General features: G+C 67.8%; 17 protein-coding genes. 7 read left to right on the forward strand and 10 right to left on the reverse strand.

The window, feature by feature from the left end:
* The first annotated feature begins 129 nt into the window (after positions 1-129).
* Complete coding sequence (locus ACZK2R_RS02375) at positions 130-708, forward strand: histidine phosphatase family protein (RefSeq protein ID WP_032128728.1); 579 nt, start codon at positions 130-132, stop codon at positions 706-708.
* An 84-nt stretch (positions 709-792) separates the two neighbouring features.
* On the opposite strand, the gene ACZK2R_RS02380 is transcribed toward ACZK2R_RS02375, so the two are convergent.
* Positions 793-1,155 (reverse strand): TfoX/Sxy family protein, encoded by a 363-nt coding sequence (locus ACZK2R_RS02380; protein ID WP_125892467.1) that lies wholly within the window; start codon positions 1,153-1,155, stop codon positions 793-795.
* Positions 1,152-1,634: a GAF domain-containing protein gene (locus ACZK2R_RS02385; RefSeq protein WP_005407940.1), complete on the reverse strand. Its 483-nt coding sequence runs from the start codon at positions 1,632-1,634 to the stop codon at positions 1,152-1,154. The genes ACZK2R_RS02380 and ACZK2R_RS02385 overlap by 4 nt, the downstream gene beginning before the upstream one ends.
* A 68-nt stretch (positions 1,635-1,702) precedes the next feature.
* On the opposite strand from ACZK2R_RS02385, the gene bioD reads away from it, so the two are divergent.
* Positions 1,703-2,386, forward strand: a complete 684-nt coding sequence (gene bioD / locus ACZK2R_RS02390; protein WP_180837562.1) for a dethiobiotin synthase — start codon at positions 1,703-1,705, stop codon at positions 2,384-2,386.
* A gap of 75 nt (positions 2,387-2,461) precedes the next feature.
* On the opposite strand, the gene ACZK2R_RS02395 is transcribed toward bioD, so the two are convergent.
* The 4 genes from ACZK2R_RS02395 to msrB form a co-directional block, all read right to left on the reverse strand.
* Positions 2,462-3,910 (reverse strand): aminotransferase-like domain-containing protein, encoded by a 1,449-nt coding sequence (locus ACZK2R_RS02395; RefSeq protein ID WP_180837563.1) that lies wholly within the window; start codon positions 3,908-3,910, stop codon positions 2,462-2,464.
* 203 nt (positions 3,911-4,113) lie between these two features.
* Positions 4,114-4,851: a peptide-methionine (S)-S-oxide reductase MsrA gene (msrA, locus tag ACZK2R_RS02400; protein WP_049398354.1), complete on the reverse strand. Its 738-nt coding sequence runs from the start codon at positions 4,849-4,851 to the stop codon at positions 4,114-4,116.
* A gap of 14 nt (positions 4,852-4,865) precedes the next feature.
* Entirely contained in the window at positions 4,866-6,635 is a 1,770-nt protein-coding gene (locus ACZK2R_RS02405) for a cytochrome c biogenesis protein DipZ (protein WP_180837564.1), read from the reverse strand.
* A 2-nt stretch (positions 6,636-6,637) separates the two neighbouring features.
* Positions 6,638-7,210: a peptide-methionine (R)-S-oxide reductase MsrB gene (gene msrB / locus ACZK2R_RS02410; protein WP_125892475.1), complete on the reverse strand. Its 573-nt coding sequence runs from the start codon at positions 7,208-7,210 to the stop codon at positions 6,638-6,640.
* 144 nt (positions 7,211-7,354) lie between these two features.
* Here msrB and ACZK2R_RS02415 point away from each other — a divergent pair, with 144 nt between their 5' ends.
* Both ACZK2R_RS02415 and ACZK2R_RS02420 read left to right on the forward strand, forming a co-directional pair.
* A complete protein-coding gene (locus tag ACZK2R_RS02415) occupies positions 7,355-8,074 on the forward strand; it encodes a response regulator transcription factor (protein ID WP_014645826.1) in 720 nt (239 codons plus the stop codon).
* Positions 8,071-9,540, forward strand: coding sequence for a sensor histidine kinase (locus ACZK2R_RS02420; protein ID WP_478487739.1), 1,470 nt, complete (start codon positions 8,071-8,073; stop codon positions 9,538-9,540). The genes ACZK2R_RS02415 and ACZK2R_RS02420 overlap by 4 nt, the downstream gene beginning before the upstream one ends.
* Here the strand turns inward: ACZK2R_RS02420 and ACZK2R_RS02425 are convergent.
* Together ACZK2R_RS02425 and ACZK2R_RS02430 are read right to left on the reverse strand one after the other, a co-directional pair.
* A complete protein-coding gene (locus ACZK2R_RS02425; RefSeq protein WP_478487741.1) occupies positions 9,537-10,883 on the reverse strand; it encodes an ATP-binding protein in 1,347 nt (448 codons plus the stop codon). The two genes, ACZK2R_RS02420 and ACZK2R_RS02425, sit on opposite strands and share 4 nt — an antisense overlap.
* The gene (locus ACZK2R_RS02430; RefSeq protein WP_010484092.1) at positions 10,880-11,569 is read right to left on the reverse strand and encodes a winged helix-turn-helix domain-containing protein; all 690 of its coding nucleotides are present in this window, start codon (positions 11,567-11,569) and stop codon (positions 10,880-10,882) included. The genes ACZK2R_RS02425 and ACZK2R_RS02430 overlap by 4 nt, the downstream gene beginning before the upstream one ends.
* Before the next feature lie 349 nt (positions 11,570-11,918).
* On the opposite strand from ACZK2R_RS02430, the gene asnB reads away from it, so the two are divergent.
* Positions 11,919-13,820, forward strand: coding sequence for an asparagine synthase (glutamine-hydrolyzing) (asnB, locus tag ACZK2R_RS02435; RefSeq protein WP_180837566.1), 1,902 nt, complete (start codon positions 11,919-11,921; stop codon positions 13,818-13,820).
* A 448-nt stretch (positions 13,821-14,268) separates the two neighbouring features.
* Here the strand turns inward: asnB and ACZK2R_RS02440 are convergent, their stop codons facing one another.
* Together ACZK2R_RS02440 and queD are read right to left on the reverse strand one after the other, a co-directional pair.
* Positions 14,269-14,616 (reverse strand): phasin family protein, encoded by a 348-nt coding sequence (locus ACZK2R_RS02440; protein WP_180837567.1) that lies wholly within the window; start codon positions 14,614-14,616, stop codon positions 14,269-14,271.
* A 117-nt stretch (positions 14,617-14,733) separates the two neighbouring features.
* Positions 14,734-15,096, reverse strand: a complete 363-nt coding sequence (queD, locus tag ACZK2R_RS02445) for a 6-carboxytetrahydropterin synthase QueD (protein ID WP_005407953.1) — start codon at positions 15,094-15,096, stop codon at positions 14,734-14,736.
* A gap of 192 nt (positions 15,097-15,288) precedes the next feature.
* Between queD and ACZK2R_RS02450 the strand changes: the two genes are divergently transcribed.
* Together ACZK2R_RS02450 and ACZK2R_RS02455 are read left to right on the forward strand one after the other, a co-directional pair.
* Positions 15,289-17,928 carry a TonB-dependent receptor gene (locus ACZK2R_RS02450; protein WP_180837568.1) on the forward strand — a complete coding sequence of 880 codons (2,640 nt, stop codon included), beginning with the start codon at positions 15,289-15,291 and terminating at the stop codon, positions 17,926-17,928.
* Positions 17,929-18,002: 74 nt separating this feature from the next.
* Complete coding sequence (locus ACZK2R_RS02455; protein WP_180837569.1) at positions 18,003-20,597, forward strand: M14 family zinc carboxypeptidase; 2,595 nt, start codon at positions 18,003-18,005, stop codon at positions 20,595-20,597.
* Positions 20,598-20,779: the final 182 nt, after the last annotated feature.

Here is a 20,779-nt window from a genome sequence, read left to right on the forward strand (position 1 = left end):
CGGCCCGTAGTGTCGAGCGTGCTCGACTGCCTTTGCTGTGCCCTTAGAATGGTCCCTCGATCCCGTGGTGCCGTTGCCGATGTCCGCCCGTTTTCCGCTGTTCCCGCGTTGCCTGTACAGGACGCACGCATGATCCTCGACCTGGTCCGCCATGCCGGCAACGGTCGCGATGAGTTCCTCGATGGCCGCAGCGATCCACCGCAGCTGGCCCGCCTGCCGCAGGAACTGGTCGACGCCTACGCTGCGCAGCCCTGGGAGCGGGTGATCAGTTCGCCGCGGCTGCGCTCGCTGCACACGGCGATGGCCCTGGCCACGCCGCGCGGGCTGGACGTGGAAGCGGACGAGGAATGGGAAGAGCTGGATTTCGGCGATTGGGACGGGCAGTCGCTGTTCGACCTGCCGGAGGACGCATTGGCGGCCTTCCATGCCGACCCGCATGCATTCCCGCCGCCGAACGGCGAAAGCTGGGGCCACTTCGAGCGGCGCATCGCGCGCGCGCTGGATCGCCTGCTGGATGATGACGATCCGGTGCCGACGCTGGTGGTCAGCCACGGCGGCCCGCTGCGCATGGTGCTGTCGCAGGTCTGCGGCCTGCCGATGTCGCTGTGCTGGGCCCTGCGTATTGACCACGGCACACGCCTGCGGGTGTGGCTCGAGCGCGGCGAGGTCGGGCTGGTGGGCGAACTGCTGGAGCTGCAGCAGCCCTGACGAATCCGGTAGCGCCGGGCCATGCCCGGCGAATTCCACATCACCCGCGCTACGCGCTCGCCGGGCATGGCCCGGCGCTACCGGTCAATCCTCGTCGGCGCTCTCCGCCACGCTGTCTTCCGCGTCATCATCGGTGTCGAAGCGCTGCTCATGCACCGGTCCCGAGGCCGGGCCGGCCGCTTTCAACGGATGCGCGGCGATGCGCGCCTCATAATCCTGCACCAGCGCCTCACGCTGCGGCTCGCTCAGTTCCTGCCAATGGCAGTCCAGCAACGCGCCTTCCAGTGAATAGAGCAGGTTCAGGCTGGGCTTGAAGCCCGCGCGCTTGACCTTGACGAAGGCACCGACCGCGCCGATCGCAACCAGATCCTCGCGGCTGCGCAGGCCGACCTGACGCAGCCAGGCTGCACTTTTGGGGCCGATGTTGCGCAGCTTCGGTGCGCTCATCCCAGCGCCTCGACGAACACGCGGGCGATGGCTTCCAGGCCGGCCTGGTCATCGGCATCGAAGCGGCCGACCTTCGGGCTGTCGATGTCGAATACGCCGATCAGTTCATCGCCGCGCAGCAGCGGCACCACCAGTTCCGAACGCGAGGCCGAATCGCAGGCGATATGGCCGGGGAAGGCATCGACGTCCTCCACGCGCTGGGTCACGCGCTGGCTGGCGGCGGCACCGCACACGCCCTTGTCCAGCGGGATGCGCACGCAGGCCGGCAGGCCCTGGAACGGGCCGACCACCAGTTCCTTGCCGTCGTACAGGTAGAAGCCCACCCAGTTCAGGTCGGGCAGAGCGTGATAGACCAGTGCGGAGAGGTTGGCCGCGTTGGCGATGCGGTCGGACTCGGCGTAGACCAGGCCGCGGGCCTGTTCCAGCAGCTGGGCGTATTGTTCCGGCTTGCTGCCGGTGAGCGAGGCATTGGCGAACATGCTCGCAGTCTAGCAAGCACGCCGGGCCGGCGATAATGCACGCTCTGTTGCCCCGCTGGAGCTTATCGATGCCGTTGCCCGCCACGCTGCCGCCTGCCCTGTTCGTCACCGGCACCGATACCGAGATCGGCAAGACCGCGGCCAGCACCGCGCTGCTGCATGCACTGCGCCGGCGCGGCCTGCGCGCAGTCGGCATGAAGCCCGTGGCCAGTGGCAGTGAAGATCTGGGGCAGGGCCTGCGCAACGAGGACGCGCTGGCGCTGCAGGCGGCCAGTTGGCCGGTGCCGGACTATGCCGACCTGAACCCGTACGCGCTGCGGCAACCGCTGGCGCCGGAGCTGGCCGCTGCCGAGGATGGCGTGCAGGTGGAGCTGGCGCAGATCGTGGCCGCGTTCGCGCGCCTGCGTGCGCAGGCCGATGTCGTGGTGGTGGAGGGCGTTGGCGGTTGGCTGGCGCCGGTCTCGGCCACGCTCGACCAGCTTGATCTGGTGCGCGCACTGCAGCTGCCCGTGCTGTTGGTGGTGGGCATGCGGCTGGGCTGCGTCAACCATGCGCGGCTGACCGCGCAGTCGCTGCAGGCCAGCGGCGTGGAGTGCCTGGGCTGGATCGGCAACCACATCGACCCGGTGATGCAGCGCCAGGATGAGAACATCGCGACGTTGCAGCAGCGCCTGCCGATGCCGTGCTGGGGGCGGCTGCCGTATCTGCCGGGAGTGGATGGCGAAGCACTGAGCGCGTACCTGCTCGAGTGACCCTGGGTAGTGCCGGCCGCTGGCCGGCAACTGCATCCACTCGGCGATCCCGAGGTTGCCGGCCAGCGGCCGGCGTTACCGTGCCGCAGCCGCCAGCTCCTTCGCGATCGCACCGAGCCGCTCAACCGCACCGATGAAGCGCGCATCCAGCGTCTGGCAGCACGACAGCCGCAGGCAGTGGCGATAGCGCGCACCACGTGAATACACCTGGCCGGGCATGAACACGATGTCCTCTGCCAGCGCACGCTCGAACAGCTCACGCGTATCCACGCCCGGCAGTTCCAGCCACAGCAGGAAGCCGCCCTGCGGCTCGGTGGCACGGGTGCCGGCCGGGAAGTGTTCGGCCACCAGCTGGCGCAGCCGTCCCACCTGTTCGCGGTACAGCCGGCGCATGCGATGCAGGTGGTGTTCGTAGCTGCCTGCTTCCAGATACGCCGCCACCGCATCGCCCAGCAGCTGCGGTTCGCCACCGGTGGACTGGAACTTGAGCAGTGCGATGCGCTCGGCGAAGCGCCCCCCGTCCAGCCAACCGATGCGGTAATCCGGCGCCAGCGTCTTGGAGAAACCACCGACCACCATCACCCAGCCATCGCGATCAAACGCCTTCAGCAGCGGTGCCGGCGGCTCGCAGAACTGCAGTTCGGCGTACACCGCATCTTCGATCAGCGGTAGCTGGAGAGCGTTGACCAGTTCGGCCAGGCGTTGCTTGGCGGGTGTCGGCATGGTGCAGCCCAGCGGATTGTGCACGGTCGGCATCACCACCAGTGCGGCCAGCGACGTGTGCTCCAGCATCGCTTCCAGTGCATCGACATCCAGGCCGTGCTGCGGGTGGGTGGGCAGCTCGATGGCCTGCAGGCCGAGGTTGGCCAGCAACGGGTACAGGTTGAAGTAGGACGGCGCCTCGATGCCCACCGCATCACCGGGCTGGGTAACCGCACGCAACGCCAGCTGCAGGGCCTCCATCGCGCCGTGGGTCAGCAGCAGCCGCTCGCTGTGGGTGTGCAGGCCCATGCGTGGACCACGGCGCACGATCTGCGCCAGCAGCCGGGGTGAACCGTTGGGGCGCGCGTAGGTCTCCACCGTCTGCTGGCCGTGACGCAGCACCTGCGCGGTGTGACGGGCCAGCTGTGCGCCCGGATAGAACTGGCGACCGCGCGGACCGGCGAACGCCAGGTCGATCACTCCGGAGCGACGTTGTGCCTCCAGCACGCGAGCCATCAACACCTGCTGCAGCGGCGCGGTGGGCGCAGACGGCGTGTCGCGCAGCGAACGTTCCGGCACCGACAATCGCGGCGCGACCTCGAAGCCGGCTTTGGGCCGCGGAATGACCAGGCCGGCGTCCTCCAGCTGGCGATAGGCCGCGATCACCGTGTTCAGGCTGAGCCTTCGCTGCAGGGCCATCTGCCGCAGTGAAGGCAGGCGGCTGCCGACCGGGAGACGTCCGCCGTGGATGGCCTCGGCCAGTTCGTCGGACAGCCGTTGGTAGCGGGGTGGGATCATCGCGCTCTGGTCATCTGTATCCATCGAACTTCCCGCCATCTGGTTCTGTACCCATGATGATGGCGAGCCTAGCATGTCGTTGTCGGACGGGCCTGATCGGGGCACGGCCGATACTTCCCAAGCGCACGGCTGGATGGCCGTGCGTCTTTTTTGGAGGTGGTACCGGCCGCTGGCCGGCGATCCCCAGATCCGCAGGAGCCGGCCAGCGGCCGGCACTACCCGGGTCGTTACCGCATCGGCACCAGTGCCGCGTCGCGCCGGTACAGCGCCGGGAACTGCTTGCCCAGTGCCGCCAGCTTCGGTGCGTCGTAGTAGCGGATGTAGGCCGCCTGCGGGTAGTTGGTCATGTAGTTCTGGTGGTAGCTCTCGGCCGGGTAGAAGTGCTGGCCGCTGACCAGCTGGGTGACGATCGGTGCGCGGTAGCTGCCGGCCTGGCCGAGCTGGGCGATGTAGGCGCGGCTGGCCGCCTGCTGGCGTGCGTCATCACTGAAGATCGCCGAGCGGTACTGGCTGCCCTGGTCCGGCCCCTGCCGATTGAGCTGGGTCGGGTCGTGCACCACCGAGAAGAACACCTGCATCAGCTGGCCATAGCTGACCTGGCGCGGGTCGTAGTCGATCTTCACCGCCTCGGCATGACCGGTCTGGCCACCGCTGACGCGCTCATAGCGCGCATTGGCCGCGCTGCCACCGATGTAGCCGGACACCGCATTGCTCACGCCTTTGACGTGCTGGAACACGCCCTGCACGCCCCAGAAGCAACCGCCGGCGAACACCACGCTGGCATGGGTGGCGTCATCGCGGAACGCGGCGTCGCCGCTGGGCGCCGGTAGTGCCTTGGCCTGCGCGCTGGCTTCCAGCGGTGCCGCGACTGCGCCGTGGTCGACCAGCAGCACGCCAGCGATCAATGCAGTAGCTACCAAGCCGGCGACACCGGCGGCGATACCTTGTTCAAAAGAGAGTTTCATCGTGTGCTCCCGTTTCAACCGAAGGTGAAGGCATAGGCGTGCACGCCCGCATCGAGAAATTCGATCTCGAAGCGATGCGGGCCGACCGCGCCGCGCTGGCGCACCAGCTGGTACAGGCGGTGTTCGTTGACCACGCCGCTGCCATCGGCGCCGACATCGCTGCCGGCATCGGCGGCGGGCAGCGGCTTGCCATCCAGCCAGACGCGGAAGCGCACTGGCTTGCCGTCCTCGTTCGGTGCCAGCACCAGGTGCAGGTCACGTGCGTGGAACTGGAAGGCGATGCGGCCACCGGCCTGTTGCAGCTGTGCGGCCTCGTCGGTGACGGTCCAGCGCCCGGACAGTCCCCATTGGTTCAACGCCAGAGTGGTGGGCAGCGTGTAGTCGAACGCGGTGTCGCTGCGCTGCCCGCCGGGCGAGGCGAACTGCTCGGCGCGGGCGTGGCCCAGGTAGGTTTCCGGCGAACGCAGGTTGCCCATGTCGGCCTGCACGGCCACGCCCTTCAGGTCGGCGGCAGCGGGATCGGCCGGTGGTGGCAAGTTGGTCTGCCCGGCTTCGGTCAGCAGGCGACGGATCATCTGTTCCGAGCGCGCATAGTTGCCCTCGCCGAACTGATGGCCGCGGATGTTGCCCTGCGCGTCGACGAAGTACTGTGCCGGCCAGTAGCGGTTGTTGAAGGCGCGCCAGATCGTGTACTGGTTGTCGAGCACCACCGGGTACTCGACCTTCAGCTGCTGCACCGCCTTCATCACATTGCTCGGGTTGCGTTCGAAGGCGAACTCCGGCGTGTGCACGCCGAGCACCACCAGCCCATGGTCACGGTAGCGACGTTCCCATTCGTGCACGAACGGCATCGCGCGCAGGCAGTTGATGCAGGAGTAGGTCCAGAAATCGACCAGCACCACCTTGCCGCGCAGCTGCTGTGCACTCAGCGGCGGGCTGTTGAGCCAGCCGGTGGCACCGTCCAGCGCGGGCAGGGTGCCTTCCACCGGCAGCGGTGCATCGGCACCTGCATTGGCGCCGGCCATCATCATCATCGGCGGTGCCGCCGGCTGCGCGCCGGGTACTGCGTCCAGCAGGCTTTGCTCGATGCGCGCGGTGCTGACCGTCGAAAGACGGGTCAGCAGGCCGGTATCCCAGCCGAGGCCGATCGCTACGACGGCCAGCAGCGCGGCTACACCCAGCACCTTGCGCAGGACATCGCCGAGGCCGAGCCGCGCCTGCAGCGCACGGAACACCCGGCCGCCGACCCACACCGCCAGCGCCAGCGCGGTGATCGCACCCGATGCATAGGCAAGCAGCAGGGTGCTGGTACCGACGCTGGCGCCATGCAGGGCAGCACCGGTCAGCACCAGGCCGAGGATTGGACCGGCGCACGGCGCCCACAGCAGGCCGGTGGCGACGCCGATCAGCAGCGAGGTCCACGCGCCGCCACGTCCTGCGGCGTCCGCGGCATCGGCGCGTGCGCTCAAGCGTGCACCCACACGCTGGAACGGCGCCAGCAGATGGTCGGCCAGCCGTGGCCACAACAGGGCGACCGCGAACAGCGCCATCAGCAGCAGGGCAATCCAGCGCCCGACCTGGTTGGCCTGCGCCACCCATTGGCTGCCTACGGCGGCCAGGCTGGCGACCACGGTGAAGGTGAGCGCCATGCCCAGCAGCAGCGGCAGCGTGCTGCGTAGGAATGGACGGTCGGCACGCGCGAACACGAACGGCAGCACCGGCAGGATGCAGGGGCTGAGCAGGGTCAGCGCGCCCCCGAGGTAGGCAAGCAGCAACAGCAGCATCGTCAGGCTCCGGAAGCAGGGGAAGAACCGACCGGCACCCGCCAGCCGTCGGCAGTGCCAGCAGGGGCACCGGGAACGAACACCATCGCCGCACCGTTCATGCAGTAGCGCAGCCCGGTCGGGCGTGGCCCATCGTTGAACACATGGCCGAGATGGCCGCCGCAGCGGCGGCAGTGCACCTCCACCCGCAGCATCCCGAAGGTGACGTCGCGGTCTTCGCCGATGGCGTTGTGCAGCGGTGCCCAGAAGCTGGGCCAGCCGGTGCCGCTCTCGAACTTGGTGGAGGAGGAGAACAGCGGCAGCGCACAGCCGGCGCAGGCGAAAGTGCCCTGCCGATGTTCCTTGTTGAGCGGGCTGCTGTACGGGCGCTCGGTGGCCTGCTGGCGCAGCACCGCGTACTGCGCCGGGGTCAGTTGCTGGCGCCACTGCGCATCGCTGTGCATGACCTCGAACTGTCGCGACGGACGCGCTTCGGCGGCGGCCGGGGCTGCGCGGCTGCAGGCCCCCAGGCCGAGCAGGCCGGCGGCGGTGGCAACACCGCCCAGGCCCAACAGATGGCGGCGGGTTAGGGACATGGCGGACTCCGGGAAGGGGCGACGGGGCCATGCTGCGCCCGCCCGGGTCAACGAATCCTCACGCAGGATTCAATTTTTCGTGAGGTATCGGCGGCCGTCCCGCGCCACAATGCAGCCAGCTTCCCCACTGGCCCCGAGCTGCCAATGTCCACCAAACGCGTGCTGATCGTTGAAGACGATGCCCACATCGCCGACCTGCTGCGCATGCATCTGGGCGATGAGGGCTACGACGTCGCCCATGCCGCCAGTGGCGACGCCGGCCTGCGCCTGCTCGAGCAGGACGGCCCATGGGATGCGCTGGTGCTGGACGTGATGCTGCCCGGTGTCGACGGCCTGCAGGTCTGCCAGCGTGCACGCGCGATGGCGCGCTATGTGCCGATCATCATCATAAGCGCGCGCGGCAGCGAAACCCAGCGCATTGTCGGCCTGGAGCTGGGCGCGGACGACTACCTGGCAAAACCCTTCTCGATGCCGGAACTGGTGGCACGGGTACGCGCGCTGCTGCGCCGCGCCGAGGCGATGGCGCAGAGCGCGCGCATCGATGCCGGCGCAATCGAGCTGGGTGGGCTGCAGCTGGATCCGGTCGCGCGCACCGCGTCGGTGGATGGCAATACGTTGGAGCTGACGCCGCGCGAATTTGATCTGCTGCTGTTCTTCGCCCGTCATCCGGACCAGGTGTTCGCGCGCATGGAGCTGCTCAACCAGGTCTGGGGCTATCAGCACGATGGTTACGAGCATACGGTCAATACCCATATCAACCGCCTGCGCAGCAAGATCGAGCCGGACCCGGCCAACCCGCGGCGGCTGCTGACGGTGTGGGGCCGCGGCTACAAGCTGGTCGACCCGGCCGGGGCGGCGGCATGATCAAGCCCAATCTATGGCAGAAGCTGGCGGCGGTGATCGCCGCGCTGATGCTGATGTGCTGCATGGCGTTGCTGGCACTGCAGATGCGCGCCAACACCCGCCATGAGCAGGAAGTGGTGCAGCGGCTGTCGCTGGGCCTGGCCGAACACATCGCCCAGCGCAGCGAACTGATGGACACCAGCGGCATGCGCGATGCGGCGGTGCGTGCGCTGTTCGGCCAGCTGATGGCGGTCAATCCCAGCGTCGAGGTCTACCTGCTGGACGACCAGGGTCGCATCCTCGGCCACGATGCACCCAGTGGGCATCTGGTGCGCAACAAGGTGGACGTGGCACCGTTGCGTCGCCTGCTGGCCGGTGCGCCGCTGCCGATCCTCGGTGATGACCCGCGCAGCGCCGATGGCCGCAAGGTGTTCAGCGCCGCACCATTGATCGTGCAGGGCCGGCCGGCCGGCTATGTATACGTGGTGCTGGTCGGCGAGCACCGGCAGATGCTCGCCGACGATCTTGCCGCGGGCAGCCAATGGAACACCACGCTGTGGTCAGTCGTGCTGGTGGGGGGCCTCGGCCTGTTTGCCGGGCTGGTGGCGTTCTACTGGGTGACGCGTCCGCTGCGGCGCCTGACCCGACGCATCCAGGCGTTCGACATCGACGCGCCGACCCCACTGCCGCCGCCGGAGCCACTGCGGCCCGGTGAGCGCGATGAACTGGTGATCCTGGAACACGCACATGCGCAGATGGCGCAGCGCCTGGGGGAGCAATGGCAGCAGCTGCGCCAGCAGGACCTGCAGCGGCGCGAACTGGTGGCCAACATCTCGCATGACCTGCGCACGCCGTTGTCGTCGCTGCACGGCTACCTGGAAACGCTGGCGCTGAAGGACGCCACGCTGTCCCCGGACGAGCGCCGCCGTTACCTCGGTATCGCGCTGGCGCAGAGCGCCAAGGTTGGTTGGCTGGCGCGCGCGCTGTTCGAGCTGGCGCGGCTGGAGCATGGCGAAGTGCGCCTGGAGTGGGAAGTGTTCGCGCTGCCGGAACTGCTGCAGGACGTACTGCAGAAATTCGAGCTGGCGGCGCAGGCACGCAACCAGCGCCTGCACGCCGCGTTCCCGCCCGGCCTGCCGCTGGTGCGTGCCGACCTGGGCCTGGTCGAGCGCGTGCTGACCAACCTGCTCGACAATGCATTGCGGCACGCACCGGAAGGTGGCCGGATCGAAGTGTGCCTGCGTGCGACCGCGGACAGCATCGAGGTGAGCGTGGCCGATGATGGTCCCGGCGTGGCAGCGGCGCTGCGTGCGCAGTTGTTCCAGGCGCCGGCCGCGCTGGGCGCACGGCGTGGCGAGAACGGTGGGCTTGGCCTGCTGATCGTGCAGCGGATCGTGCAGCTGCATGGCCGCCGCATCGAACTGCGTGACAGTGAGCGTGGCGCGCTGTTCGTGTTCGCGTTGCCGCGCGCGGAGCCGGCGGCCTAGCAGGCCGCCTCGCTCTCCACGGCACCGCCGCTTTCCAGCGGCAGGTGCAGGCGGATGCAGGCACCGCCCAGCTCCGAATCGGTCACTTCAACGTGGCCGCCATGCTTGTCGGCCACCACCTGCACCAGCGCCAGGCCGAGGCCGAAACCGGGGCTGCCCGGATCCAGCCGCACATAGGGTTGCAGTACCTGGCCGCGCAGTTCGGGCGCGATACCGGGGCCGTCGTCCTCCACCTGCAGGCACAGCCAGCCGTCGTTGACCGTGCTGGCGATACGGATCTGCCGCCGTGCGTAACGCAGGGCATTGCCGAGCAGGTTGCGCAGCGCCAGTTCCAGCATATGCCGGTTGACGTTGACCAGGCCTGCCGGCGACAGCACCTGCTGTACCGGCAGCGGCAGCGGTGCGAACTGGGCCACCACGCCACGGACCAGTGCCGCCAGCTGCAGGCGCTGGCGGGTCAGCTGATGGCAGCGGCCCAGCGCGGCGTACTCGACGCCGGCATCGGTGAGGTGCTGCAGCCGATCGACATCGGTGCGCAGCCCGCCCAGCGCATCGCGCTGTATCTCGTCCAGCGCGGTGTCCTCCAGGTCGGCCAGGCCGAAACGCATCCGCGCCAACGGCGTGCGCACTTCATGCGCGACCGCCTGCGCCAGCACGCGCTGGCTCTCCAGCAGCTGCTGCAGCTGCTCGGCCATGTGGTTGAAGGCATTGGCCAGCGGCCGCACCAGCGCGGTGCCGGCACGCGGCGCACGCGTATCCAGCTGGCCGTCGCGCATCTGCCGCGCCGCCTGTGCCAGCTGCGACACATCGCGCCACAGGCGGTAGACCATTACATACATCGGCAGCGCCACGGCCACCATCAGGATCAGCAGCAGGATCGCCACGCCGGACACTTCGCTGTCCTGCCAGCCTTCCTCAGGCAACGCTTCATCCAGTGGCCCCAGCATCACGGCATAGTCTCTGTCGCCGATCCGCTGCAGGCTGCGCATGTGTTCCAGGTCGATCTGCACACGGCCGTTGTTGAACGGCGGTCGCTGGCTGGTCGACAGCGCCTTCTCCGCCTCGGCCAGCGGCACCATCCGCAGGGCATAGGCGAAGTCGGCGTCGAGCCCTCGTGCCAGCGCCGGCCACTGGTCACGTGGTGTTTCCGCGAAGCGTTGCTGCAGCAGCGCATGGGTGCCACGCATCTCGGCCAGCAGGCTGGCTTCGGTGCGGTCTTCCAGCAGCGCATCCCAGGCCCACAGGCCCAGCACGATCAGCAGCAGGTGGGCGACCAGGAAGCCGATGCCGTAGCGCAGGAAGTGGAAGGCGTGGCCGCGCATCGCCGAGTGCGTGCGCTTCATCCCCATGCCGAGCGGCTGAACAGGTAGCCGCGTCCACGGACGGTCTTGATCCGCTCCGGTTGTTCAGGGTTGTCGCCCAGCTTGCGGCGCAGGCGCGAGATGCGCGCATCGATCGAACGGTCCAGGCCGTCAAAGGCGATGCCACGCAGGCCGCGCAGCAGCGCATCGCGGTCCAGGATCTGGCCGGCGTTGCTGGCCAGCAGGAACAGCAGGTCGAACTCGGCCGTGGTCAGCTCCAGCAGGCCGCCCTGCAGGTGCACGTTGCGGGTGGACGGGTCGATGTTCAGCTCGCCGAAGCGCAGGCTGCCGTCGCGCGGTTCGACCCGGCGATGGCGGCGCAGGTGGGCACGCAGGCGGGCGAGCAGCACCCGCGGTTCGATGGGTTTACCGATGTAATCGTCGGCCCCCAGCTCCAGTCCCAGCACCTGGTCGATGTTGTCGGTGCGGGCGGTCAGCACACAGATGATGCCGTCATAGTGGGGCCGGATCTGCCGACACACTTCGAAACCATCCTGGTCGGGCAGGCCGACATCGAGCAGGACCAGGGCCGGCTTCTCGGCCAGGATCCGGGCCACCGCGCGCTCGCCACTGCGCTCATGGGCCACCTGATAGCCATGCCGCTGCAGATAGTCGCTGACCATCGTACCCAGGCGGGCATCGTCTTCAACCAGTACGATATCCAGCATTTTCAAGGCCTCCGTGGGGCGTACGTACCGCCACGGCACGAGCGCGGCGATGCTATCCCAGCCTGCGGGCCGCCCGGGTCCCGGGGGCGGGCGCCATTCAGCCGGGGTTGCTGGCGCTCGGGCCGGGCCTCAGGCCTGGCAACAACTTGGCGTCCAGCATAGCTTGTTGCCGTTACAAAACGTTACCTTCGTGATACGTCTGGTGACCATCGCTGACAGCAAAGCGACTGACGCGGGGCAGGTGGGGCGCCGAGCATGGAGTCTCCTCCGCTCCGCGTGCCGTTCCCATGTCGCTCGCCGCCCCCTGCCTGCTGAACCCGTCCCGCCGCTGCCGCTGCGGAGGTGCCCGATGAGCGGCGTGGTCGGGGCCTGGTTGCCGCCCGCCGAGGACGAACATCTGCTGCAGCAGCTGGCACCGATGCTGCGCGCCCTGCAGCAGCGTGGCCGGGGCCGCATCGGTTACTGGACCGACGCCGAGGCCGGCCTCGCGCTGGGCCATTGCCGGGCGCCGACCGACACCCCGCTGCAGCCACTGAGCTCGGACTGTGGCCGTTACGTGCTGTGCCTGGACGGTCGCCTGTACAACCGGGCTGACCTGCAGTCGCAGCTGCGCGATCTGCCACGCAGCTGCAGTGACGCCCGGCTGCTGCTGCAGGCGATCGTTGAATGGGGCGTAGAGCGGGCGCTGTCGCGTATCGAAGGCGCGTTCGGTTTCAGCGTCTGGGACCGTGAGTCGCGAGCGTTGTGGCTGGCGCGTGATCCGGTGGGCGAGCGGCCGCTGTATTACGGCTGGTTCCAGGGCCAGTTCCTGTTCGCTTCGGAAATGAAGGCGCTGCAGGCCTTCGCCGGTTTCGCCCCGAGCATCGACCAGGATGCGCTGAGCCTGCTGCTGCGCCACGACTATGTGCCGGCGCCGCACACCATCTACCGGGGCATCCACAAGCTGGTGGCCGGCGCGGTGCTGCGCGTCGATCTGGATGACCACGCTGCCGGCGGTTCCAGCCAGGCGGCGGAAGGGGGCGCGCGCTACTGGTGCGCACGCGATGCGATGCAGAGTGCGCTGCAGGAACCCCTGCAGCCGGCGCCGAGCCTGGAACAGGCCACCGACCAGCTGGAAGTGGTGTTGCAGAAGGCGATCGCGGCACGCATGCATTCGCCGCTGGCCTGCGGTGCGTTCCTGTCTGGCGGCACCGACTCGTCGCTGGTGACCGCGATGATGCAGGCGCAGTCGACGCTGCCGATCGAGGCCTGGACGGTCGGCTTCGACGATCCCGGCCACGACGAAAGCGATTGGGCCTCGCAGGTCGCGCGGCATCTGGGCGTGCAGCATCATCTGCACCGGATGGACGCGCGACAAGGCCTGGATCTGCTGCAGCGGCTGCCACAGGTCTGGTGCGAACCGTTCGCCGATGCCTCGCAGCTGCCGACCCTGCTGGCCAGTGAACTGCTGGGCGCGCGCAAGCCGGTGGCCCTCACCGGCGACGGTGGCGATGAACTGTTCTTCGGTCATCCCAGCTATGGCCGGGCGCTGCGCAATGCACGCCTCTGTGGTGGCTTGCCGGACTGGGTGCGTGACTTGGCGCGGCGCAGTGGCAACCGCATGAACGTCGAGCGTGGCCGCCTGGGCGGCTGGCGTGCGCTGGTGGCCGAGGTTGCCGCCAACGATGTGGAAGGGCATTACCTGCAGCGTGTCACCCGCTGGCGGCAGCCGGCGCAGGTGGTGCTGGGCGCACGTGAGCCGATGACGATCTTCCAGCAGCAGGACACCGCGCTGCCGGCCGAGGCGCGCATCCAGCTGTTGGATTTCCGCATGGATCTGGCCGAGGGCATCCTCGCCAAGGTCGATCGTGCGGGCATGGCGGCGGGCGTGGAGACGCGTGCGCCGCTGCTGGACATGGAGGTGGTGCGTCTGGCCTGGCGCCTGCCGCAGCACCTGAAGTACCACGATGGTGAGCACAAGCGGATCCTCAAGCACCTGCTGGCGCGCTACCTGCCGGAACCGCTGGTGTACCGCCCCAAGCGCGGTTTTGGCCCGCCGATGGCGCGTTGGTTGGCGGGCCCGCTGCGCGATTGGGCGGAGGCGCTGCTGGACCCGCAGCTGTTGCGCAACCAGGGGTGTTTCGATGTTGCGCGCGTGCGCGGTATCTGGGAGGCGTTCCTGCGTGGCGAGCGCAAGTGGCACACGCACCTGTGGAACGTGCTGATGTTCCAGGCGTGGCACCAGCATTGGCACGGTGGTCGCGGGCGCTGAGCGGTTTCTGCATTGCGTGCAGCGGATTGAATCAGCGTGGCGCGGGGCGGATGCCCTTGCGTACGAATGTCCTCCGGCGCCGGCCGTTGGCCGTCACCTCCCCCTTTACTTCGTACGCAAGGGCATCCGCCCCGCGTTCGGAGTTCGTCGGCGCCTCATTGAGAAGCTGTCGCGAGCGCTGCGCTCTGCTCACCGCACGCCGAGCCTCGTCGGGATGGGCAGGGGTCTGGGCAAAGTAAAGGAGGAGGTGACGGCCAACGGCCGGCGCCGGGGGACATTTGCCCAGGCCCCTGCCCGCCCCGGCGGGGCCCCTCAGCTCGCAGAGAGTCCAGACGAGGAAGCGCTTTGGAATCCGAACGCCAGGCAAAAAAAGACCCGGCAGAGGGAGGGATCTGCCGGGTCCGGATTGCGTGGGGGGAGGGACCCACGCAATGAGCGTTGCGTCGCGTCAGTGGTTGTTCGCGTCCGCCGTTGATTCGTTGTAGCCCTGCACCAGTTCGGACCAGGCCTTGCCGGCCTGCAGGCTGAGACCGACTACGTCCTGCTGGGCCTGGCCCAGCCGCTGCAGGTTGTCCTGCCACAGCTGTGCGCCCTTGTTGAGCACCCCGGCCGCGTCGTCACTGCGGGCCAGCTCGCCGAGCCAGCCGCCGGTCGCGGTCAGGTTGCGCTCTATCGCCTTCAGCTGCACCCCGAACATGCTTTCCGCGTTCTCCAACGCCAACCGGTTCGCGCGCGTTGCCGCGGCGGCGAGCTGGCGGGTGGCATCACTGAAGCGATCGCTGAAGGCGGTGGCCATGGGGGCATCAGGGAGTGGCTTGATGCAGTGCAGCATACGCCGTTGATGCGGCAATGCAACAAAAATAACAAAGGCGCCCAGGGCGCCTTTGAAGGACCTTTCAGATCAATGGGTTGATCAGGCTGTTGGGCCGCGGTAACGGCAACCCGAGGTGCAGGTTTCGTGCACGGTGATCTCGCTCAGCGCCGGCAGGCTCGGCTTCAGCTCGTTCCAGATCCACACCGCCAGGTTCTCGCTGGTCGGGTTCTCCAGGCCGGGGATGTCATTGAGGTAGTGATGGTCCAGGCGGTCGTAGATCGGCTGGAAGGCCGCCTTCACGTCGCCGAAATCCATGATCCAGCCGGTCTGCGCACCCGGCTCGCCCTCGACCTTCAGTTCCACCCGGAACGAGTGGCCGTGCAGGCGCGCGCACTTGTGCCCCGGCGGCACGTTGGGGAGGCGGTGCGCCGCCTCGAGCATGAAGACTTTGAAGATTTCCATGACGCGATTGTACGCCGCAGGTGGCCGGCCAGCCTGAGCGGATGTTGGACTTTCGTGAAGCCAGTCTTTCCATCCGGATGAAGAGATGATAGTTTCTCTTATATCCGTATGAAGAGATGTTATTGGCCGGACCCCGGCCAGGCATGGACTACTGCGGAACTTCGTCGCCCTTACCACCTCCCCCACATCGTCATGCCCAAGCACACCCTGCTCGTGGCGGCCCTGGCCGTCGCTCTGGCCGCGCCTTTGTCCGCCGCCGCCGAAACCTCCGCCGACGCCAGTGGCGAAGCCAGCACCCTGGCCGCCGTGCGCGTCACCGGTTCCAACATCAAGCGCACCGATACCGAGGCCTCCAACCCGGTGCAGGTGATCGGCCGCCAGCAGCTGGAACAGACCGGCAAGGCCACCGTGGCCGATGTGCTGCGCTCGATCTCGGCGAACACCGGCAACGCCAGCAACGAAACCACCAACAACGGCTGGGCCTCCGGCTCGGCCGGCATCGGCCTGCGTGGCCTGTCGCAGAAGAACACGCTGGTGCTGCTCAATGGCCGTCGCCTGGCCAACTACGGCTTCCCGGCCGGTGGCCTGTCCGACACCTTTGTTGATCTCAACGCGCTTCCGCTGGTCGCGGTCGAACGCATCGAAGTGCTCAAGGATGGCGCCTCGGCGGTCTACGGCTCCGACGCCGTGGCCGGTGTGGTCAACATCATCACCCGGCAGAACTTCGAAGGCGCCGAGATCGGCGGCAGCTTCGGCGGCGCCGACCAGGGCGGCCTGCACGAGCAGAACCTGAAGTTCGTCGGCGGCCTCGGTGATCTCGATACCGACGGCTACAACATCCTCTTCAGCCTGCAGGGCTACAACCGCGAACGCCTGGATCAGGACGAACGCAACCTGACAAAGAGCGGCATCTACACCGACAAGCCCGGCGGCCGCTGGAACGGCTGGTCGGCCAAAGGTGCGCGCTATCTGGTCAACGGCGTGTCGGTGCCGATGCTCGATGCCAACGGTAACTGCCCGACCGGTACCACCCGCGTTGCCAGCGCGCCGATCGACGGCCTGGCCGGTGATACCTGCGGCTTCAACCAGGCGCCGTTCACCACGCTGATTCCCTCGACCAAGCGCTACCAGGCCTATGCCAACGGCACCTTCCGCCTGAACGACAACGTCGAAGCCTTCGGCGAAGTGCTGTACAGCCAGATCAAGAGCACCGCGTGGTTTGGCAGCAGCCCGTTCTTCACTCTGGAGAGCGGCCGCTTCGCACTGAACGCGGACAGTGGCCTGGCCGAGCCGGTGTCGTCGCTGCTGCCGGCCAACAATCCGTACAACCCGTACGGCCGTGCGATCCCGATCGAGTACACCTTCTTCGACCTGGGCGGCACCCTCAAGACCAACCGCTCCACCGCTTACCGCGGCGTGTTCGGCCTGCGTGGCACCACCGCGAAGTGGGACTGGGAAGTCGCAGCGTTCGGCGCGCGCAGCAGCGAGCGCGAGAGCGTCTCCGGTGGCTTCGCCAACCGCTGGGCGCTGGCCGATGCGCTGGCCACCGGCAGCTACAACCTGCTGAACCCGGCCGCCACGCCGCAGTCGGTGCGCGACTCGATCAACATCGCCACGCTGCGTCCGGCCGAGTCCAAGCTGCAGGGCATCGATGCGAAGATTTCCGGCAGCCTCGGCCATACCTGGGCCGGCGAGATCGGATTCGCCGCCGGTGCCGAGTGGCGCCGCGAGAAGCTCGATTCCAACAACCCGTGGCAGATCGACGCCGGCCTGCAGGTGCGCCCGGCCATCGCCGAAGTGCACGGCAAGCGCCAGGTCAGTGCGGCCTACGCCGAAGTGAACGTGCCGCTGGCATCGACGCTGGAGCTGTCCGCTGCCGCGCGCGCCGATCACTATGATGATTTCGGCGATGCGTTCTCGCCGAAGATCGGCCTGCGCTGGCAGCCGCTCGACTTCCTGCTGGTGCGTGCCTCCGCCTCGAAGGGCTTCCGTGCGCCGTCGCTGTCGGAGAACTCCAACAGCACCAGCATCGCCTACGGCAGCGTGGTCGATCCGCGTGACCCGGACGTGCCGGGCTCGCGCCAGAACCCCACCTTCTTCACCGTCGGCAACAACGAACTGAAGCCCGAGCGCACCAAGAGCGTGAACTTCGGCGTGGTGCTGTCGCCGTGGGCCAACACCAACCTGAGCGTGGACTACTACCGCATCCAACTGGACAACTTGGTCGGCACCAACAACACCCAGACCCTGATCAACGACAACGTGGCCGGCGCAGTGCAGCGCGATGAGCGCGGCAAGCTGCAGGCGGTCTACAACCGCTACCAGAACCTGAGCGAGCTGAAGACCTCGGGCATCGACGTCGAGCTGCGCCAGCGCATCCCGACCGCTGCGCTCGGCGACTTCATCGTGTCTTCGGCCTATACCCACGTGCGCGATTACCGTCGCCCGACCGTGGTCGGTGGCCCACTGGTGGACTACGCCGGCAGCAACCTGGGCGCAACCCTGCCCAAGGACAAGGCCACCACCACGCTGGACTGGAAGTACGGCGACTTCAACGCAGCCGTGACCTGGTACTACACCAGCAGCTACCGCCAGGAAGCCAGTACCGCCGCCAAGGACGTGCAGCAGCGTGTCGGCAGCTACAGCCAGTACGACCTGTACCTGGCCTACACCGGCATCGACAAGCTGACCGTGTACGCCAAGGTGCAGAACCTGGCCGACAAGACGCCGCCGTACGACGCCTCGTTCCCGGGCATCCGCGCGCCGTACGACTTCAGCCAGTACGACCTGCGTGGCCGCTACTTCACGCTGGGCTTCGATTACCGCTTCTGATCCATCCGCCGCGGCCGGTCACCTGAAGGGACCGGCCGCGCGACTGTCTGCCGTTGTGTTCCAGGGGAGTCATCGTGTCCTTGCATCGCCGTGCCGTTCTTCCGTTGCTGCTTGCCGCCGCCACCGCACTGTCCTCGCCGCAGCCGGCGCAGGCACAGAGCGCGTACTTCTTCCCGCAGGTCACCGACGCAGCGGCGTTCGATGCAGCGGTGCCCACGCCGGAGCAGTTCCTCGGCTACCCGATCGGCAGCCGTTACACCCGGCACGATCAGCTGGTGGCGTACTTCCAGGAACTTGCGAAACGCTCGGACAAGATCAGCGTGCGCGAGATCGGCCGCAGCTATGAAGGTCGCCCGCTGCTGATCGCCACCGTCACTGCTGCAGGCAACCACGCGCGGCTGGAACAGATCCGCCAGCAGCACGCGACCCTGGCCGATCCGGCGCAGCCGCGCAGCGCCGCCGGTGACAGCCCGGTGGTGGTGTGGCTGGGCTACAGCGTGCATGGCAACGAGACCTCCAGTGCCGAAGCGGCGATGCTGACGGCGTACTACCTGGTGGCCAACCGCAGTGCCGAAACCCAGCAGTGGCTGCAGCAGGCGGTGGTGCTGTTCGACCCGGCACAGAATCCGGATGGCCGTGATCGTGCCGCCAACTGGCACAACGCCTGGGCCTCCGATCCGGCTTCGGCCGACCCGGCCGACAAGGAACACGTCGAGCCGTTCCCGCAGGGCCGCACCAACCACTACTTCACCGATCTCAACCGCGACTGGCTGGCCCTGACCCAGCAGGACTCGCGGCCGAAGGTGGAGGTGTTCCACCAGTGGTACCCGAACGTGCAGATCGATTTCCACGAGATGGGCAAGGACAGCACCTACTACTTCGAACCGTCGCCGAAGAGCATGCACAGCCCGCTGATTCCGCCGGCGTCGTACGAGTTCAACAAGACCCTGGCCAAGTACCACGCGCAAGCCTTGGATGCATTGGGGTCGCTGTACTACACCGGCGAGAATTTCGACAACTTCTCGCCGGTCTACGGCTCCACCTATCCGGACTTCCATGGTGCAGTGGGCGTCACCGTTGAACAGGCCAGTTCGCGCGGCCGCGTGCAGGAATCAGTGAACGGCCTGCTGACCTTCCCGTTCACCATCCGCAACCAGGTGGCTACCGGGCTGGGCACGGTGCGGGGTGCAGTGACCGAGCGCAGCGGCCTGTTCGACCTGCAGAAGCAGTTCTTCCAGAGCGCGCTGAAGCAGGCCGCACAGCAGCCGGTGAAGAGCTTTGTGTTCGGCGATGCGCATGATCCGGCACTGACCCGGCGCCTGCTGGAACTGTTGCTGCTGCATCGCATCGAGGTGCGCGCGCTGGATCGTGACGTCAGTGTCGATGGCCAGCGCTTCGATGCCGGCAGCGCCTACGCGGTGCCGGTGCAGCAGGCGCAGTTCCGCCTGGTGCATTCGATCTTTGCCGAGACGCCGCCGATCAAGGGCGATGTGTTCTACGGCAGCACCAGCTACGCGATTGCACCGGCCTACGGCGTGGCCTTCGCCGGTAGCCGCAGCCGCATCGACGGCGGCGCACGCGTGGCGGCGCTGCCGGCGGAGCAGGGCACCGTGCTGGGCGGCCAGGCAGGATTCGCCTACGCGATCGACTGGCGCGACTACAATGCCGGGCGCGCGCTGGCCGCGCTGCAGGGCAAGGGCGTGAATGCACGCGCGGCATTCCAGCCGTTCACCACCGCGACGGCGCAGGGCGAGGCCAGCTTCGCCGCCGGCAGCCTGGTGATTCCGGTAGCCGGGCAACCACTGCAGGGCACGGCGTTGCTTGAGGCAGTTACATCCGCCGCACGCGAGGCAGGTGTGCAGGTGCACGCGCTGTCCAGTGGCCGCAGCCGCGAAGGCATCGACCTCGGCAGTGACGGCGTCAAAGCGCTGCGCAAGCCTGCGGTGGCACTCGTGATGGGCGAGGGCGTGGCCGCCACCGAAATCGGATCGGCGTGGTTCCTGTTGGACCAGCAGCTGCGGTTGCCGGCCAGCAAGCTGGATCCGCAACAGCTGGGCAAAGTGCCGCTGGACCGCTACACCACCATCGTGTTGTCCGGCGGCACCTATACCGGCGTCGATGCCACGGCGGTGGCTGCACTGAAGCGCTGGGTACAGGCCGGTGGCTCGCTGGTGACGTACGGCAGTGCCTCGAAGTGGGCGATCGAACAGAAGCTCGCCGACGGCGAGAAGCTCGGCAAGGAAGAAGATGCAGCTGACGAAAGCCGTCGCGCGTTCGGCGATCAGCGCGACATCGCCGCGATCGAGCGGGTCAGCGGCAACATCCTCAGTGTCGATGTTGATACCAGTCATCCGCTGGCGTTCGGTGTGCCGCGCCGGCAGCTGGCGATCAACAAGGAGAACACGGTAACGCTGCAGCCGAGCACGAACCCGTTCTCGACGGTGGTGCGCATCGACACGCCGCCGCGGGTGAATGGTTATCTGTCCGAGCGCAACCGCGCGCGGGTGGCAGGCAGCGCGTGGCTGCTGGTGTCGGCGCAAGGGCAGGGCAACGTGGTGCTGTTCGCCGATGATCCGGCGCATCGCAAGTACTGGCACGGGACGGATCGACTGCTGATCAACGCGGTCTTCTTCGGGAATCTGGTGAATCCGAGTAAAGCGCGGGGTTGAGGTGTTTGGCGCCGAGTTTCTGTTGTGCTTGGGAGGCAGGGGGCCTCAGCCAGGACACGCCGTAAACCCATCCATGGGGGCTCGATGGCGCCATCCTTGGCGCCAACGGTCCTGGCTGAGGCCCCCTGCCTCCCATGACAGTTTCCTGCGGGCGCGGACGCATCAGACCCCAAGGCGGGAGC

The sequence above is a fragment of the Stenotrophomonas sp. 96582_Sma genome (assembly GCF_056480905.1).

Excerpts from the sequence above, each read along its gene's own strand:
- ACZK2R_RS02375 (WP_032128728.1), top strand. The coding sequence starts at position 130 with ATGATCCTCGACCTGGTCCGCCATGCCGGCAACGGTCGCGATGAGTTC.
- ACZK2R_RS02380 (WP_125892467.1), bottom strand. The coding sequence starts at position 1,155 with ATGAGCGCACCGAAGCTGCGCAACATCGGCCCCAAAAGTGCAGCCTGG.
- ACZK2R_RS02385 (WP_005407940.1), bottom strand. The coding sequence starts at position 1,634 with ATGTTCGCCAATGCCTCGCTCACCGGCAGCAAGCCGGAACAATACGCC.
- bioD (WP_180837562.1), top strand. The coding sequence starts at position 1,703 with ATGCCGTTGCCCGCCACGCTGCCGCCTGCCCTGTTCGTCACCGGCACC.
- ACZK2R_RS02395 (WP_180837563.1), bottom strand. The coding sequence starts at position 3,910 with ATGGATACAGATGACCAGAGCGCGATGATCCCACCCCGCTACCAACGG.
- msrA (WP_049398354.1), bottom strand. The coding sequence starts at position 4,851 with ATGAAACTCTCTTTTGAACAAGGTATCGCCGCCGGTGTCGCCGGCTTG.
- ACZK2R_RS02405 (WP_180837564.1), bottom strand. The coding sequence starts at position 6,635 with ATGCTGCTGTTGCTGCTTGCCTACCTCGGGGGCGCGCTGACCCTGCTC.
- msrB (WP_125892475.1), bottom strand. The coding sequence starts at position 7,210 with ATGTCCCTAACCCGCCGCCATCTGTTGGGCCTGGGCGGTGTTGCCACC.
- ACZK2R_RS02415 (WP_014645826.1), top strand. The coding sequence starts at position 7,355 with ATGTCCACCAAACGCGTGCTGATCGTTGAAGACGATGCCCACATCGCC.
- ACZK2R_RS02420 (WP_478487739.1), top strand. The coding sequence starts at position 8,071 with ATGATCAAGCCCAATCTATGGCAGAAGCTGGCGGCGGTGATCGCCGCG.
- ACZK2R_RS02425 (WP_478487741.1), bottom strand. The coding sequence starts at position 10,883 with ATGAAGCGCACGCACTCGGCGATGCGCGGCCACGCCTTCCACTTCCTG.
- ACZK2R_RS02430 (WP_010484092.1), bottom strand. The coding sequence starts at position 11,569 with ATGCTGGATATCGTACTGGTTGAAGACGATGCCCGCCTGGGTACGATG.
- asnB (WP_180837566.1), top strand. The coding sequence starts at position 11,919 with ATGAGCGGCGTGGTCGGGGCCTGGTTGCCGCCCGCCGAGGACGAACAT.
- ACZK2R_RS02440 (WP_180837567.1), bottom strand. The coding sequence starts at position 14,616 with ATGGCCACCGCCTTCAGCGATCGCTTCAGTGATGCCACCCGCCAGCTC.
- queD (WP_005407953.1), bottom strand. The coding sequence starts at position 15,096 with ATGGAAATCTTCAAAGTCTTCATGCTCGAGGCGGCGCACCGCCTCCCC.
- ACZK2R_RS02450 (WP_180837568.1), top strand. The coding sequence starts at position 15,289 with ATGCCCAAGCACACCCTGCTCGTGGCGGCCCTGGCCGTCGCTCTGGCC.